Raw genomic sequence first — 15,873 nt, 5'->3', positions numbered from 1 at the left:
GGTCAGCGCCGCGCCCCGACAGCTATAAATCGGCAGCGAAGGCCGAAAATTCGGCGCTTTCGGGTTGTCCTCATGCCGCATTGTCTGGATAAGGTGAGCAGACCTTTTGAGGATCGCCAGATCCTGATCGCCATCCGATCGTCCATCACCTGTCTACGCATCACGGGAGCTGCGGATTTTTGTTGCTGATACTCGCCTTGCTGCCATTTGTTGGCGCGTTGCTGTTGGCGATACTCAGCGGCACCAGCCGAAACCTTCAGGCGTGGATTGCTGCCGGCACGACCGGCGCGGCGCTCGCGATCCTCATCGCGCTCATGCCGGCCGCTCTCGCCGGGCAGACCCCTGCGATGCAGATCGACTGGGTGCCGGCCCTCGGCCTGTCCTTGGGGTTCTTCCTCGATCCGTTGGGCGCGATGTTCGCGGGGCTGATCCTGGGCATCGGCCTGCTCATCATCATCTACGCCCGTTTCTATCTGGCCGCAGAAGACCCCATGGGGCGCTTTCTGGCCTTTCTGCTGCTGTTTCAGGGCGCCATGCTGGGGATCGCCCTCTCCGACAATGTGCTGCTGCTGCTCGTCTTCTGGGAGATGACTAGCCTTTCCTCCTTCCTGCTGATTGGCTTCTGGCGCGATAGAGCCGAGGCCCGGCAGGGCGCCCGCATGGCGCTGGTGGTGACGGGCGGCGGTGGGCTGGCGCTCATCGCCGGGCTGTTGCTGCTGGGCAGCATTACCGGCTCCACCGATATTCGCACCATAATGGCCAGCAGCGACCTGATTCAGGCCTCGCCGCTCTATCCGGCCGCGCTGGTGCTGATCCTGCTCGGCTGCTTCACCAAGTCGGCGCAATTCCCCTTCCACTTCTGGCTGCCGCACGCCATGGCCGCGCCCACGCCGGTCAGCGCCTATCTCCATTCCGCGACGATGGTGAAGGCCGGCATTTTCCTGATCGCGCGCCTATGGCCGGCGCTGGCGGGTACGGATCTGTGGTTCTATCTCGTCGCGACGACCGGCCTCGTCACCATGCTGATCGGCGCCGCCATCGCGCTGTTCAAGACCGACCTCAAGGCCATCCTCGCTTATTCGACCGTCAGCCATCTCGGGCTGCTGACCATGCTCTTCGGCTTTGGCACCGGCACGGCGGCGATGGTCGGCGTCTTCCACATCCTGAACCACGCCATCTTCAAGGCGGCGCTGTTCATGAATGCCGGCATTGTCGACCATGAGGCTGGCACGCGGGATATCCGCCGGCTGGGCGGCCTCGCCACGCTGATGCCGATCACCGCGACGCTGGGCATGATCGCGGCGGGATCGATGGCCGGCCTGCCTCCCTTCAACGGCTTCCTATCCAAGGAAATGATGCTCGACGAGGCGGCGCATACCGCCTGGCTGGGGATGGGCTGGCTGGTGCCAGCCATCGCGGTGGTCGCCGCGACGCTCTCGGTCGCTTATGCGCTGCGCTACGCTTTCCAGGTCTATCTGGGCCGCCAGCGCGATGACTATCCCCATGCGCCGCACGATCCGCCCTTCGGCGTTTGGGCGCCCTCTGGGCTGCTTGTCCTTCTGGTCATCCTTGTCGGCCTGTTCCCCGCGACGCTGACGACATGGCTTGTGCAACCGGTGGCCGATACCGTCACCGCAGGCACCGCCGGGACATTCGCGCCCGCCCTCTGGCATGGTGTGAACACCGCGCTGCTGATGAGCCTGTTTGCCGTGGCGGTCGGCGCGCTGATGCTCTGGAGGTTCGGCCTCGCCCAGCGCATCTGGCAAGCGCTCCCCTTGCCGGAAGCCAAGCGCCTGTTCGACAGCGGGATCGCGACGCTGGTGGATGCCGCCCGCGGCTTCACCCATGCCGTTCATAACGGTTCACTGCAGCGGCAGCTCGCGCTGATCTTCGTGCTTGCCATTGCGCTGGCGATCGAGGGCGTGCTGGTCGGCGGCGGCAGCGGCACCGGTCCGCGCGCGACGCTGCCAGCCTCGCCGCTCGCTATCATCGGCTGGCTGCTGCTTGTCGGCGCCACGCTGGCGGTGGTGGTCTCGCAGCGCGAGCGGTACCTGACGCTCGTCTTCATCAGCGTGATCGGGCTCATCGTCTCGCTCGGCTTCGTCTATCTCTCCGCGCCCGATCTGGCCCTGACGCAGATTTCGGTCGAGACGGTCACGATCCTGCTGCTGCTGCTGGCGCTCAACCTGTTGCCCAAGAAGCCTGCCCGCCTCTCCAGCAATGGACTGCGCCTGCGTGACGGCTTGCTCGGCCTGGTGGGCGGCACCGTGGCCGGGCTCGGGGCGTGGGCCGTGCTCACCCGCGAGCCGAACCAGCCCATCTCGACCTTCCACTGGGAGAACAGCTATTCGGGCGGGGGCGGTACCAATGTCGTGAACGTGACGCTGGTGGATTTCCGCGCTTTCGATACCTTCGGCGAGATCATCGTGCTGGGCATTGCGGCGCTCACCATCTTTGCCCTGCTACAACCGGCGACGCGCGGCGCGGCCGGCGCGCGGTTGCGGGCCTGGCTCCCGGACCTCATTCGCTCGCCCGAACGGCACCCGATGATGTTCGTCGTCGCCACGCGCCTCCTGCTGCCGCTTGCGATGATGGTCGGCATCTACATCTTCCTGCGCGGGCATAATCTGCCGGGCGGCGGTTTCATCGCTGGGCTGATCATCTCCATTGCCGTGCTGATGCAATATATGGCGTCGGGCTTCGAATGGGCCGAACAGCGCCGCAAGTTCGACGAGCATCTGATGATCGGCCTTGGCGTGATCATCGCCGCGCTCACGGGCATTGGCTCGCTCGTCTTCGGCGCGCCGTTGTTCACCAGTGCCTTTGGCTATGTCACCCTGCCCGTCATCGGCACCTTCGAGCTGGCGACCGCCATGCTGTTCGACATCGGCGTGGCGATGACCGTGATCGGCGCGGTCATGCTCGCGCTGGCCGAACTCAGCCACATCGCCCAGCGCGCCGACAAGGAAGATCATAGCGACGACGCGCCCATGGATGTCGACCCCGCGCGCAACCGGGAGGCGAAGGCATGATCAGCATGGAAATGCTCGTCGCCAGCGCCATCGGCATCCTCACGGCGGCCGGCATCTACCTGTGCCTGCGCGGCCGCACTTTTCCGGTGGTGCTCGGCCTCGCCATGCTGTCCTACGCCATCAACGTGTTTCTATTCGCGATGGGGCGGCTGGTCGTGGACCGCCCGCCGATCTATGAGAAAGGCATTACGGATTATACGGACCCGCTGCCGCAGGCGCTGGTCCTCACCGCCATCGTTATCGCCTTTGGCATGACGGCGCTGGTGGTGGTCCTTTCCCTGCGCAGCTTCCTCGAGACGGGCACCGACCAGGTCGACGGCAAACCGGATGACGAGCCGGAGGACATCGTGCCATGACCGCGCTGATCGCCGCGCCCCTGCTGTTGCCCGCGCTCATGGCCGCAGCCACGCTGATCTTCATGCGCCGCCACCGCTGGATCGGCGCCGCTATTTCCATTGCCGGCGCGACCGGCCTTCTGGCCCTCGCTGTGTATCTGCTGAGCGTCGCCAGCAGCGGCACGATCTCCGTCTACGCGCTGGGTGACTGGGCCGCGCCCTTCGGCATCGTGCTGGTGCTGGATCGGCTCTCGGCGATGATGCTGCTGATTACCGCCCTGCTCGCCCTGCCCGTCTTGTGCCACGCGGTGCTGACCGGGCTGGACCGCAAGGGCTGGCATTTCCACCCGCTGTTCCAGTTCCAGTTGCTCGGCATCAACGGCGCGTTCCTGACAGGCGACCTGTTCAACCTCTTCGTCTTTTTTGAGGTCTTGCTGATCGCCTCCTACGGCCTGATGCTCCACGGCCAGGGCGCAGAGCGCCTGAAGGCCGGCGTGCAATATGTGATCGTCAACCTCATCGGCTCGACGCTGTTCCTCTTCGCCATCGGGCTGCTCTACGGCATCACTGGCACGCTCAACATGGCCGACATGGCTGCGCGTATCCCGGGCCTGCCGGCGGCCGATCAGGGCCTGCTGCGGGCCGGCGCGCATCTGCTGACGCTGGTCTTTGCGCTCAAGGCCGCGCTGCTGCCGCTGCAACTCTGGCTGCCGCGCACCTATGCCGGCACCTCCGCGCCCGTGGCGGCTTTGTTCGCAATCATGACCAAGGTCGGCGCTTATGCGATCATCCGCACATCCTCTCTGATCTTCGGCGATCAGGCCGGCGCGGCGGCATGGGCACCGGAGGTGTGGATGATGCCGGCCGCACTGGCGACGATGGTGATCGGTTTTGCGGGCCTGCTGGCAGCGCGCTCCCTGCGCGATCTTGCCGCATTCGGCCTGCTCGGCTCCACCGCCACATTGCTGGTCGCCATTGCGGCGTTCGACCGCACGGTGCTGACGGCGGGACTCTATTATCTGGCGCACACCACATTGGCCGCGGCCTTGCTCTTCCTCGTCGTCGATCTCATCCGGCTGCGGCGCGGTCGCTACGGCGACACGATCATCCCCTCCCCGCGCTTTGCCGGCATCGAGCCGCTGTCAGCGCTCTACCTGCTGGCGGCGATGGCCCTTGCCGGCCTGCCGCCGCTCTCCGGCTTCATCGGCAAATTGCTGATCCTGCAGGCGACATTGCCGGACCCTTGGGTGGCATGGATCTGGGCAGTCATTCTCGGCACCACGCTCCTCGCCATTCTCGGCCTCGCCCGCGCCGGCAGCGCCATCTTCTGGAAGAGCGCCGCGCACCCCGACAATCCCCGGGAAGATGCCGCGACAGCAAAGCCCGATGCCCGTCTGGTCGAATTGCTACCCGCCTGCGCCTTGCTCGCAACGCTGGTCGTGCTCACCGTCGCGGCGGGGCCGGTCACGCGCTACATGGACGCAACGGCCCAGCAGCTTTTCGCGCCGACGCACACGATCGAGGCCGTTCTCGGCCCGGCAGCTGGAGGGTGAGGCAATGCTGACCAAGCTCTTCCCCCATCCCGGTCTGACGGTGATGCTGCTCATCGTCTGGATCCTGATCCAGAACAGCCTGACGGCCGGCGGCTTTCTCCTCGGCCTCCTCCTGGCGACCGTCATTCCGGTCTTTACCGCGCCATTCTGGCCCAATCGCCCGCGCCTGCGCTTCGGCTGGGCGATGCTCGATTATCTCGGGATCGTGCTCTACGATATTGTCGTGGCGAACTTCCATGTCGCCAAGCTCATCCTGTTCCGGCGCAACCGTGATCTGAATTCCCGCTGGATGACCATCCCGCTCGACCTGCATTCGGCAGAAGCCATCACCGTGCTGGCCGGCACCATCAGCCTCACGCCCGGCACCGTCTCTGCCGACGTGTCGGCGGACGGGCGCTATCTGCTCGTCCACACGCTCGACACGGGCGATGTCGCGCACGAGATTGCCCATATCAAGGCGCGCTATGAGGCCCGGCTGCAGAGGATTTTCCGATGATCGCGCTCGCGCTGACCTTCGCTTTCGCCTCCATTGCACTGGCCGTGCTGCTCAACCTCTACCGGCTGCTGCGCGGCCCGACGCGGTGCGACCGGATATTGGCGCTGGATACCATGGTCATCAACGCCATCGCGCTGATCGTGCTGTTCGGCATCTACGAAACCAGCACCACCTATTTCGAGGCGGCGCTGCTCCTCGCAATGGTCGGCTTCGTCGGCACGGTGGCTTACTGCAAGTTCCTCCTGCGCGGCGACATTGTGGAGTAGGCCATGGCAGTGATCGCAGAAATCCTGATCGCCGCTCTCATCGTCCTCGGTGGCGCCTTCGCGCTGATCGGCAGCTGGGGCCTTGCCCGGTTGCCCAGCCTGATGACGCGGCTGCATGGCCCGACCAAGGCAACCACCCTCGGCGTCGGAAGCTGCCTCGTCGCATCCATGGTCTACTTTCCGTTCCGGGACGGCACCTGGTCCGCCCACGAACTGCTCATCACTCTGTTCCTGTTCATCACGGCGCCGGTGTCCGCCAACCTCATTGCCAAGGCGCATCTGCACCGGCAGCGCACCAATACCGACGTGCAGCCAATGGACGGTGTGCGGGATGCCTTGCCTGAGCCGGGCGGCGATACCGAATGGGCGACTTTCGGCGTCGATCGGCCTGAGGGGCGCTGAGCTGTGGTTTTCGCGGCATGAAACATGATGACGACGAGAATCCCGGCGGCCTTCTCCACTGGCTGCGCGAACGGCTGCATATCGTCATCGGCACGGGCGGTCTGATCGCCTGGCTGGTCATGCTTTGGCTGATGTTCGGCGACGTCCTCTGACCATCGATCCGGTGCGCCCCTAGCCCCGGGCGGCCAGTTGGTCTAGCATCGGGCCATGACAGGACTCTCACCGACCGAAATCGGGATCGTGGAGCATCTTAGGAGACGACAGGCGGACATGGCGGCGCAAGTCGTCGACTGGGCGCAGGTCAACTCAGGCAGCCGCAATCTCGCCGGGCTGGAGCAGATGCGCCAGCATCTCGCGGCTCGACTGACGGAGATTGCCGATACGGTCGCAACCGTTGCGCCAGAGCCCGCTGAAACGCTGGATGAGGCAGGCCGCACCGTTGCACTCGCCCATGGCGCCAATCTACTCGCCCGCAAGCGTGTCGCCTGCGCCCGCCGCATGATCCTCACCGGGCATATGGATACGGTCTTCCCGCCCGATCACCCGTTCCAGACCTGCCGCCCGATCGATGACGACCGCCTCAACGGCCCCGGCACCGCCGATATGAAAGGCGGGTTGCTCGTAATGATCGAGGCGCTGGCTGCGCTGGAGGCAGCGAATGCCATTCCCGATTTCGGCTGGGATGTGGTGGTCAATGCCGATGAGGAAGTGTCCTCGCTGGGGTCTGCAGCGCTGCTGCGCGAGACGGCGCGGCGCTGCCAGACCGGCATGACTTTCGAGCCTTCCGTCACGGTGGATGGCACGCTGGCGAGCGCCCGGCGGGGCAGCGGCAATTTCACCGTCGCTGTGACTGGCCGATCCGCCCATGCTGGTCGCAATCCACTGGATGGCCGCAATGCCGTGGTGGCCGCAGCCGATCTCGCGGTGCGGCTGGACGCACTTAAGCATGAGATCGAGGGGCTTTCCGTCAATGTCGCGCGCCTGTCCGGCGGCGGCGCCAACAATGTTGTGCCCGATCGGGCGCTGCTGAGCTGGAACATGCGGCCCGTGGACCTGGTCGGCCAGCAGGCCGCCGAGCAGGCTATCACCCGGATAATTGCGCAGGTCAGCGCGGATCATGCGGTGACGATTGCACTCTCGGGCAGTTTTGCGCGACCGCCCAAGCCCTTCGACACGAAGCATCAGGCGCTGTTCGGGCTGGTCCGGGAAACCGGCGCGGACCTCGGCCTTGCCATCGACTGGCAGTCCAGCGGCGGCGTTTGCGATGGCAACAACATCGCCGCCCAGAACGTTGCGGTGGTGGACACGATGGGCGTGCGCGGGGGTGCCATCCATACCGATGAGGAGTTCATGATTCTGAGTTCACTGAGCGAACGCGCCGCGCTGGCTGCCATCACCATGCTGCGGATCGCACAAGGACGGCTCGACCACGCCCTCAATTCCGCGCCGGATATGGCAGGGGTCGCCCATGACTGACGGCTCTTTCAACAACTGGTTCGTCCGCCCTGCAACGACCGCGGATATCGACGCCATCTACACGCTGGCCGGCCAGACCGGGCCGGGCTTCACCAATCTGCCCCATGATCGCGAGGCCCTGTTCGCACGCCTCGAACGATCCCAGCGCAGCTTTGAGGCGCAGTTGAGCCAGCCCGATGACGAGCTTTACATGTTCGCGCTGGAAGAAGCCGGCACCGGGCGGATCGGCGGGACGGCGCTCATCTTCTCCAGCGTCGGCACCAAGAAGCCCTTTTATTCCTATAAGCTCACCCGCCTCTCGCAGCACTCGCGCCAACTGGACCGGATCGTCACGACGAATGTGCTCAATCTGGTCAACGACTTTGCCGGCGCGAGCGAGGTCGGCGGCCTGTTTCTGGTGCCCGAACTGCGACGCAGCGGGCTTGGTGTGCTGCTCGCGCGCAGCCGCTATCTGTTCATGGCGATGCACCGTGCTCGCTTCGGCCAGCAGGTGCTCACCGAATTGCGGGGCTGGCAGGAGCCCGAAGGCGTCTCGCCATTTTGGGAAGGGCTGACCCGGCGCTTCTTCGACCTGGAGTTCGCCGATGCCGACCGCTTCCACGCCCTCAACGGCAACCAGTTCATCGCCGATCTGATGCCCAAGCACCCGATTTACACCACCCTGCTGCCACCCGAGGCGCAGGCAGCCATCGGCAAGCCGCACGCCAGCGGCGCTGCGGCCATGAAGCTGCTCGCGGCCGAGGGCTTCCGCTATGATGGCTATGTCGACCTGTTCGACGCCGGGCCAACCATGCAGGCCGATGTCGATGATTTGCGGGCGGTGAAAGAAAGCCGCGAGGCGGCTGCCTTCAGCGATGCACCTCCATCTCAGACCCAGGCCCGCCCGATGTTGCTGGCCGCCGGAGATTTGCTCGATTTTCGCGCCTGGCGCGCCGCCGGACAGATCGATGCTGAAGCAGAGCGCCTGACCCTACCAGCGGATGCGATGGCGCTCGGCCGCCTGAACGAGGGCGCAACGGCCCGTTATCTGACGACCGACTGACCGAACAGACCAGAGACGAAACGAGCGGACAAGCCATGACCGACCTGATTTCCACCGACCCGTGCACGGGAGACGTCGTCTGGCGGGGCGTTGCCGCGGATGCCGCTGCCGTCGATGCCGCCGTCGCGCAGGCCCGCGCCGCCCAGCCCGGCTGGGAACGCACGGCGCTGGAAGAGCGCATCGCCATTCTGCGCGCCTATGCCAGCGGGGTGAAGGCCCATGCCGATGACGTCGCGCGGGTGATCTCGCGCGAGACGGGAAAGCCTTTCTGGGAGACCAGGACCGAAGCGGCCAGCGTCGCTGCCAAGGTGGAGATTTCCATCGCTGCGCAGCCCGAGCGGGCGGGCGAGACGCTGCGGGATGGAGACGGGTTCGCTCTGGCGTTGCGTCACCGGCCCCATGGCGTGCTGGCGGTGCTCGGGCCTTATAATTTCCCGGCGCATCTGCCCAACGGGCACATCGTTCCGGCGCTGCTGGCGGGCAATGCCGTCGTCTTCAAGCCCAGCGAACTGGCGCCGGCCACGGCGGAACTGATGGGCCAGCTTTGGCGGGAAGCTGGCCTGCCCAACGGCGTGCTGCAGATCGTGCAGGGCGGTGGCGAAACCGGCAAGGCAGTGGCTGCGCATCCCGGCACGGATGGCCTGCTGTTTACCGGCAGTTCCACCACCGGCAAACTCCTCGCCCGCGCATTCGCCGATACGCCGGGGCGTATTCTCGCGCTGGAAATGGGCGGCAACAATCCGCTGCTCGCCTGGGAGATAGCTGAGGCGGACATGGACGCTGCCGTTGCGCTTATCGTCCAGTCCGGCTGGCTTTCCGCCGGGCAACGCTGCACCTGCGCGCGCCGACTGATCGTGCAGGACGAGATCGCCGACGCGCTCACCGAGCGGGTCACGACAACACTGGACAGGCTGATCGTCGGCGCGCCCTTCGACGATCCGCAGCCCTTCATGGGGCCGGTGGTGGATAATCGCGCCGCCGATCTGGTGGAGGCGTGCGTTGCCGATCTGCATGCGCTCGGCGGGCGCCCAATCCGTCCGCTGGTCCGAAGAGACCCCGGTTTGCCCTTCCTCTCACCGGCCCTGATCGACATGACCGGCATCGAGACTGCCCCTGACGAGGAGATTTTCGGCCCGGTGGTCCAGCTCTGGCGCGAGACGCATTTCGACCGCGCCATCGCACGCGCCAATGCCACACGCTTTGGTTTGTCCGCCGCTATGCTGGGCGGGAGCCGGGCGCAGTTCGAGCAGTTTCGCGCAGCCACGCGCGCCGGCGTCGTCAACTGGAACCGGCCCACCAACGGCGCAAGCTCCGCCATGCCCTTTGGCGGCGTGGGCGACAGCGGCAACCTGCGCCCCAGCGCTTATTATGCCGCCGATTATTGTGCCTTCCCGGTCGCGGGTATGGAGGCCCCGGCGCTGGAGGGCGCGCTTTCCACCGGACTGCGCGCATGAGCACAGCGCCCGCCTTTCGCGAGGTCAATTTCGATGGGCTGATCGGCCCGACCCACAATTATGCGGGCCTCAGCCTCGGCAACCTGGCCGCCACCCTCCATGCCGGCGAGGTCTCCCAGCCCCGCAAGGCGGCCTTGCAAGGCATCGCCAAGATGCGCACGCTGCACGAGCTGGGGCTGGGACAGGGCTTCTTCCTGCCGCACGATCGACCCAACGCGGACTGGCTGCGCCAATTCGGCTTCGACGGGTCGGATGCGCAGGTCTATGCTCGCGCATGGACGGAAGAACCGCTGCTGTTCGCTCAAGCCACCAGCGCATCGGCGATGTGGTGCGCCAATGCGGCGACCGTCTCCCCTGCCCCGGACACGGCGGACGGGCGCACGCACTTCACCGTCGCCAATCTCGCGACCATGGCGCACCGCAGCCATGAATGGCCCGAGACGCTGCGGCAATTGCGGCACATCTTCGCGGACGAACGCTATTTCGCTGTGCACGGTCCGGTCCCGGCTCGCTTCGGCGATGAAGGTGCCGCGAACTTCATGCGGCTGGCCTCCCCCGTGAACGGCCCCGGCGTCGAGATCATGGTCTATGGCGAACCGGGCGGGCGCTTTCCGGCTCGCCAATCGGCCGAAGCCTGCCGCGCAGTCTTCCGCCGCCACGGCATTGAGGACGGCCTGACCGTGCAGCAATCCGCCGAGGCCATCGCGGCAGGCGCGTTCCACAATGATGTCGTCGCCGTCGCGCACGAGAACATCCTCTTCGCCCATGAGCAGGCTTTTGCGGACAAGGCGGCCTTTTATGCCGCGCTGACGCAGCGCTGCCCGGACCTGATCATCCTGGAGGTGCCGGCCAGCGAGGTTTCGCTTGAAGCCGCCATCGCTTCCTATCTGTTCAATTCCCAATTGGTAACGCTGCCGGATGGCCAGCGAACGCTGATTCTCCCAATGGAGTGCCGGGAAACGCCGGCCGTCAAAGCCTGGCTAGACAGCAATGTCGGCGCCAACGGCCCGATCCACACCGCCCATTTCGTCGATGTGCGCGAATCCATGCACAATGGCGGCGGCCCTGCCTGCCTGCGCCTGCGCGTGCTGCTCTCACGTGAGGCGGAACAGGCGGTTCACCCTGCCCATCTGCTCGACGAGCGCGGACTGGACCGCCTGGAGACCATTGTCGGCAATCACTGGCCCGAGCGCCTCGCCCCGTCCGATCTCGGCCTGCCCGACCTCTGGGCGCAGGCACAGGCGGCGCGGACGGCCTTGCGCCATGCATTGGAGCAAGCCCTGCCATGACCCGCTTCGTCGATCCTGCTGACATTCGCCTCGCCTTTTCGGAGGCGATGTCCGCGATGTACCGGGCCGAGGTGCCGCTTTACGGCACGCTGCTGGAGATCGTCGCCACGAGCAATGCCCGCGTGCTGCAGGACAATCCCGCGCTGAACGAACGGCTCGCAGCGCAGGGCGAACTCGACCGGCTCAGTGCCGAGCGCCACGGCGCCATCCGGGTCGGCACGCCAGAAGAACTGCACCTCATGCGGCGATTGTTCGCCGTGATGGGCATGGTGCCGGTGGGCCATTATGATCTGGGCGTAGCCGGCCTGCCGGTGCATTCGACAGCGTTTCGGCCGATCGACACGGCATCGCTGAACCGCTGCGCCTTCCGTATCTTCTGCTCGCTGCTGCGGCTTGAGCTGATCGAGGATGTTGCGTTGCGCAAGCAGGCCCAGGCGCTGCTCGCCCGACGCAGCATCGTCACCGACGGCGCGCTGGCGCTGATCGACCGCTTCGAGCGGGAGGGCGGTCTGGGGACCGAAGAGGCAGAAGCCTTCGTGCTGGAGGCGTTGGAAACCTTCCGCTGGCATGGCGAAGCGCTGGTGGATCATGCGACCTATGAAGCGTTCAGTCGCGCACACCGGCTGATCGCCGATATTGTGTGCTTCCGTGGTCCGCACATCAATCACCTGACGCCCCGCGCGCTCGATATCGACGCGGTTCAGGCCGAGATGATCGCGCGCGGCATCAAGGCCAAGGCCGTGATCGAAGGCCCGCCACGCCGGTCTGTCCCGATCCTGCTGCGCCAGACGAGTTTTCAGGCGCTGGAGGAGGCGATCCTGTTCCGCGATGGCGACGAGCGCGTGGCCGGCGTCCACACCGCGCGCTTCGGCGAGATCGAGCAGCGCGGGATTGCGCTGACGCCACATGGCCGCGCGCTTTACGATGAAATCCTCGCAAAAGCCGAGCAGGCCCGCAGCCTGGGCGGCGAAGGTTATGAAGCGCGCCTGACGGAGATCTTCCAGCGCTTTCCCGACGATCTGGATGCGATCCGCGAACAGGGGCTGGCCTATTTCACTTATACGCCGACGCCCAAGGCCGCTATGCTTCCTGCAGGACGCCAGCTGCCATCCGGCGCCCCAGACGAGCTGGTTGCAGATGGATGGCTGGAAGCGAGCCCGATCACCTATGAGGACTTCCTGCCGGTCAGTGCCGCCGGCATCTTTCGCTCCAATCTCGCCGATGCAGAGCCTGGATCGCGCGCCGGTGCCTCATCGCAGGATGAGTTCGAGGCCGCGCTCGGCGTCCCGTGCCTCGACCCGTTCGGATTATATCTCGATCAGGAACAGGCCTCGCTCGAGATTTTGGGATAGCAGACCGGCGTTCACGCCGCCGCAGAACCTTCACCGCTCAAGGCCCGGGCGCGGAGCATGAGACGGCTCACAATGGCCTGATAGAATGCCCGATCCTCAGCGCTCGCCTCACTCCAGAGGCTGGCATCCCGTACCGAGGCCTCGCGATGGAGCGCCTTGTACACCAGGGCACCGGCCTCGGTCGGTTGCAGGACGATATCGCGGCGACGGGTCGGCCTGAATCGCTCGATCAGCCCGTTCTCTTCCAGCGCCGAGACCGTCCGCCCGATCTGGCTCTTGTCCCGCCCCATCGCCTTGATCAGCTGCGCCATTGGCAGCGGCGCGTACAAGCCGATGAGCGCGAGAACCTGGCCCTGAAAGTTCGACAGGCCGTGCATCCGCTGGCAGGAGAGCATGGCGCTGCGCTTGAGATAGGCGACCAGTCCGACCAGCTTGGGCGCGATGAGGTCCGGCGGCGGCTCGATCTTCTTGCCCTCCGGCCCCACAGGCCATGAGGGCGTGCCGGCCCCGCCCGGTGCCGCACCGATGATCCCCGCCTCGACACTCAGGCAGCGCTCGTGATTGTAGATGCGGGCGGCCTTTTGCGCCAACTGGTCGGTGAGCAGGCCGAAGCGTTCGAGCTCGTCGCGCCCCAGTCCGGCCACCAGCTGGCCGTCACGGGCGCGGACGATGGCGCGGATCTTTTCGAAGAGTACCCGCCCCGCCGGGGAGAGGGTGAGCTTGGCGCGCAGCTTCTCACGCACGATCAGTCCGTCCCGCTCCAAGGGCTTGATCGCGCGACTGACCTGCGCCTTTTCGTAGCCGGCAAAGCCGACGATGTCCTGAGAGGTCATGCCGCCGGAAAGCCCGAGCAGCAGCAGCAAATGGCGATGGATTTCTTTGTAACCCACCTCCGCCTCGAACAGCGGCAGGCCGCCCTCGCGGATCGCGCGCATGAGCAGCATGAGGCGCATCCCCAGAAGCCCGGCATCGAGCTGGGCGGGACCGATATCCGCCTCTTGCGTCACGATATTTTTGCTCCTCGCCCCTGGCATGCTGTCATCTGCATGATAAAGCCCATCGAACCCGATCAGGCAACCGGCGCGACGATATCGTGTGAGTCTTGCGACAGAGCTGTGATCGCGACGCGACAGGTCATCGACCGCTCAGGAGACACCATGCTCAGGATTTTCCGTTATATCGCCCTGGTGGAAGGCATCACGACCCTCACGCTGTTCCTGATCGCGATGCCGCTCAAATATGGCTTCGACAATCCGGCGCTGATCCGTCCGGTCGGGATGACCCATGGCATCGCCTTCCTGCTCTACATCGGCGCGATGCTGTTCGTGCTGCCGGGCAAGGGCTTTGGTGTCATGGGCTGGCTGCGGACGACGCTGGCGGCATTCTTCCCGTTCGGCACCTTTCTCAACGATCCCTATCTCAAGCGGCAAGAGGCCACCCTCACCCAAGGACGCGCACGCTCCGTCTAAGCCTGCGCGCCGAAAAGGTAGCGAAGATCAGGCCTTGAGGCGTTCGGCGTGCCAGCGGATATGCTCGGCCATGAAGGTCGAGATGAAATAATAGCTGTGGTCATAGCCGGGCTGCATGCGGATTGTCGCGGGCTGACCGGCCTTGGCGCAGGCCTCGCCCAGCAGATGCGTGCGCAGCTCCTGCTCGAGGAAATTGTCCGCGCCGCCCTGATCGACCAGCAGGTCGGGCAGTCGGGCACCGCTTTCGATCAGCGCGACAGCATCATGCTGCGCCCAGGCCGATGCATCGTCCCCCAGATAGCCGCCGAGCGCTTTTTGCCCCCACGGCACCTGGCTTGGAGCAACGATCGGCGCGAAGGCGGAGACGGACCGGAAGCGCTCGGGATTGCGCAAAGCGATGGTGAGCGCGCCATGGCCGCCCATGCTGTGCCCGGTGATGCCCTGCCGCGCCATATCGACAGGGAAATTCGCGGCGATCAGCGCCGGCAATTCCTGCTCGATATAGCTTTTCATGCGATAGTGGGTCGCGAACGGTGCCTGGGTCGCATCGACATAGAAGCCGGCGCCCAGGCCGAAATCATATTTGCCCTCCGCATCGTCGGGCACATCTTCGCCCCGCGGACTGGTGTCCGGCGCCACGAAGATAATCTTCTCCGCTGCGCAGGCCGCGCGATACTCGCCCTTTTCCATCACGTTCGCATGGGTGCAGGTGAGACCGGAGAGGTAGAAGAGCACGGGCAGTGTTTCGCCCGGCTCATGCTCGGGGACGAAGACGGCGAATGTCATTGCCGTCCCCGTCTCCGAAGATTCGTGCCGGTAGACGCCCTGGACGCCGCCATAGGCCTTGTTCGTCGAGAGCGTCTCCAGCGTCATCGATCAGGCGCCTTCAGGCAGCTGGCAGAAGACGCAGATCTTGTTGCCGGTCGGATCGCGCAGATAGGCGCCATAGGCATTGCCCGGCGCCTGCGGGCGCTTGCCCGGCTCGCCTTCGCTGGTGCCGCCATTGGCCACACCGGCAGCATGGAACGCGTCGACCTGATCCTTGTCGGCAGCGGCAAAGCCGATGGTGCCGCCATTGGCATGGGTCGCCGGCTCGCCGTTGATCGGCGAAATGATGCCGAAGGTGCCGCCATTGTGCGAATAGAAAGCGCGATCGCCAATGTTGTGGCCGGCGCCAGCGCCCAGTGCGCCGAGCACGGCGTCATAGAATTTCGCGCTCTGCGCGAGGTCCTTCGCGCCAACCATGATATGCGTAAACATTGTAACTCTCCTCTTGGTTACTCAAAATCCTGCGCGCGCCGGAGCATCACTGGGGTTCGTCCCAGGCCGCGCAAAGCTTGTTGCCATCCGGATCGCGCAGATATGCGACCCAGATGCCCCGCCCCGTGGCGGGCGAAATCCGGTTCTCCGGCTCTCCCTCGCACGCCTGGCCGCCATGCGCCAGGCCGGCTGCATGCCAGGCCTTCACCGCCTCCGGTGAGGGCGCCAGAAAGCCGACGGTCCCGCCATTGGCATGGGAGGCCGGTTGGCCATCGATGGGATGGCCAACGATAAACAGACCCCCGCCATCCCGATAGAGCAGCCGCCCCTTCGCGTCGGCCTGCGCCGGCGCGATGCCCATCGCCGCGAACGTCGCATCATAGAAGATGCGCGCGCGCTCGATGTCGTTGGTGCCGAGGACCAGATGCCTGAACATGGGTGCCGCTC

The 15,873-nt window shown here is 65.5% G+C and carries 17 protein-coding genes; 13 read left to right on the top strand and 4 right to left on the bottom strand.

The window, feature by feature from the left end:
- Window positions 1-179 precede the first annotated feature (179 nt).
- Genes M2331_RS05635 through M2331_RS05580 form a run of 12 tightly spaced genes read left to right on the top strand, consistent with a single transcriptional unit; the run spans window position 180 to window position 12,697 of the window.
- Window positions 180-3,032, top strand: coding sequence for a monovalent cation/H+ antiporter subunit A (locus M2331_RS05635; RefSeq protein ID WP_181559360.1), 2,853 nt, complete (start codon window positions 180-182; stop codon window positions 3,030-3,032).
- Window positions 3,033-3,037: 5 nt separating this feature from the next.
- A complete protein-coding gene (locus M2331_RS05630) occupies window positions 3,038-3,388 on the top strand; it encodes a Na+/H+ antiporter subunit C (protein ID WP_181561385.1) in 351 nt (116 codons plus the stop codon).
- Window positions 3,385-4,920: a monovalent cation/H+ antiporter subunit D gene (locus M2331_RS05625; RefSeq protein WP_181559359.1), complete on the top strand. Its 1,536-nt coding sequence runs from the start codon at window positions 3,385-3,387 to the stop codon at window positions 4,918-4,920. Before M2331_RS05630 ends, M2331_RS05625 begins: the two co-directional genes overlap by 4 nt.
- Window positions 4,921-4,924: 4 nt before the next feature.
- Window positions 4,925-5,416 carry a Na+/H+ antiporter subunit E gene (locus tag M2331_RS05620; RefSeq protein ID WP_181559358.1) on the top strand — a complete coding sequence of 164 codons (492 nt, stop codon included), beginning with the start codon at window positions 4,925-4,927 and terminating at the stop codon, window positions 5,414-5,416.
- Window positions 5,413-5,682 (top strand): K+/H+ antiporter subunit F, encoded by a 270-nt coding sequence (locus M2331_RS05615; protein WP_181559357.1) that lies wholly within the window; start codon window positions 5,413-5,415, stop codon window positions 5,680-5,682. Before M2331_RS05620 ends, M2331_RS05615 begins: the two co-directional genes overlap by 4 nt.
- Window positions 5,683-5,685: 3 nt before the next feature.
- A complete protein-coding gene (locus tag M2331_RS05610; RefSeq protein WP_181559356.1) occupies window positions 5,686-6,084 on the top strand; it encodes a Na+/H+ antiporter subunit G in 399 nt (132 codons plus the stop codon).
- Window positions 6,085-6,101: 17 nt separating this feature from the next.
- The gene (locus M2331_RS05605) at window positions 6,102-6,236 is read left to right on the top strand and encodes a hypothetical protein (protein WP_264592305.1); all 135 of its coding nucleotides are present in this window, start codon (window positions 6,102-6,104) and stop codon (window positions 6,234-6,236) included.
- 55 nt (window positions 6,237-6,291) lie between these two features.
- Window positions 6,292-7,560: a hydrolase gene (locus tag M2331_RS05600; RefSeq protein ID WP_181559355.1), complete on the top strand. Its 1,269-nt coding sequence runs from the start codon at window positions 6,292-6,294 to the stop codon at window positions 7,558-7,560.
- Window positions 7,553-8,602, top strand: coding sequence for an arginine N-succinyltransferase (locus tag M2331_RS05595; RefSeq protein ID WP_181559354.1), 1,050 nt, complete (start codon window positions 7,553-7,555; stop codon window positions 8,600-8,602). The genes M2331_RS05600 and M2331_RS05595 overlap by 8 nt, the downstream gene beginning before the upstream one ends.
- A 35-nt stretch (window positions 8,603-8,637) precedes the next feature.
- Window positions 8,638-10,056 carry a succinylglutamate-semialdehyde dehydrogenase gene (gene astD / locus M2331_RS05590; RefSeq protein ID WP_181559353.1) on the top strand — a complete coding sequence of 473 codons (1,419 nt, stop codon included), beginning with the start codon at window positions 8,638-8,640 and terminating at the stop codon, window positions 10,054-10,056.
- Window positions 10,053-11,345 carry an N-succinylarginine dihydrolase gene (locus M2331_RS05585; protein WP_181559352.1) on the top strand — a complete coding sequence of 431 codons (1,293 nt, stop codon included), beginning with the start codon at window positions 10,053-10,055 and terminating at the stop codon, window positions 11,343-11,345. The genes astD and M2331_RS05585 overlap by 4 nt, the downstream gene beginning before the upstream one ends.
- Window positions 11,342-12,697 (top strand): VOC family protein, encoded by a 1,356-nt coding sequence (locus M2331_RS05580; RefSeq protein ID WP_181559351.1) that lies wholly within the window; start codon window positions 11,342-11,344, stop codon window positions 12,695-12,697. Before M2331_RS05585 ends, M2331_RS05580 begins: the two co-directional genes overlap by 4 nt.
- Window positions 12,698-12,708: 11 nt before the next feature.
- Here the strand turns inward: M2331_RS05580 and M2331_RS05575 are convergent, their stop codons facing one another.
- A complete protein-coding gene (locus tag M2331_RS05575) occupies window positions 12,709-13,704 on the bottom strand; it encodes a MarR family transcriptional regulator (protein WP_181559350.1) in 996 nt (331 codons plus the stop codon).
- Window positions 13,705-13,854: 150 nt separating this feature from the next.
- Between M2331_RS05575 and M2331_RS05570 the strand changes: the two genes are divergently transcribed.
- Window positions 13,855-14,166, top strand: a complete 312-nt coding sequence (locus M2331_RS05570; protein WP_220128521.1) for a DUF3817 domain-containing protein — start codon at window positions 13,855-13,857, stop codon at window positions 14,164-14,166.
- 27 nt (window positions 14,167-14,193) lie between these two features.
- Here the strand turns inward: M2331_RS05570 and fghA are convergent, their stop codons facing one another.
- Genes fghA through M2331_RS05555 form a run of 3 tightly spaced genes read right to left on the bottom strand, consistent with a single transcriptional unit; the run spans window position 14,194 to window position 15,862 of the window.
- On the bottom strand, window positions 14,194-15,039 hold the full coding sequence (gene fghA / locus M2331_RS05565) for an S-formylglutathione hydrolase (protein ID WP_319800980.1): 846 nt from the start codon (window positions 15,037-15,039) through the stop codon (window positions 14,194-14,196).
- Between the two features lie 3 nt (window positions 15,040-15,042).
- Window positions 15,043-15,426: a VOC family protein gene (locus M2331_RS05560; protein ID WP_181559349.1), complete on the bottom strand. Its 384-nt coding sequence runs from the start codon at window positions 15,424-15,426 to the stop codon at window positions 15,043-15,045.
- 46 nt (window positions 15,427-15,472) lie between these two features.
- Complete coding sequence (locus M2331_RS05555; RefSeq protein ID WP_181559348.1) at window positions 15,473-15,862, bottom strand: VOC family protein; 390 nt, start codon at window positions 15,860-15,862, stop codon at window positions 15,473-15,475.
- Between the last annotated feature and the right edge of the window lie 11 nt (window positions 15,863-15,873).

Source organism: Sphingobium sp. B10D7B (assembly GCF_025961955.1).
In the GTDB taxonomy this organism is placed as follows: Bacteria; Pseudomonadota; Alphaproteobacteria; order Sphingomonadales; family Sphingomonadaceae; genus Sphingobium.
This window is presented reverse-complemented; position numbering and strand designations above follow the sequence as displayed.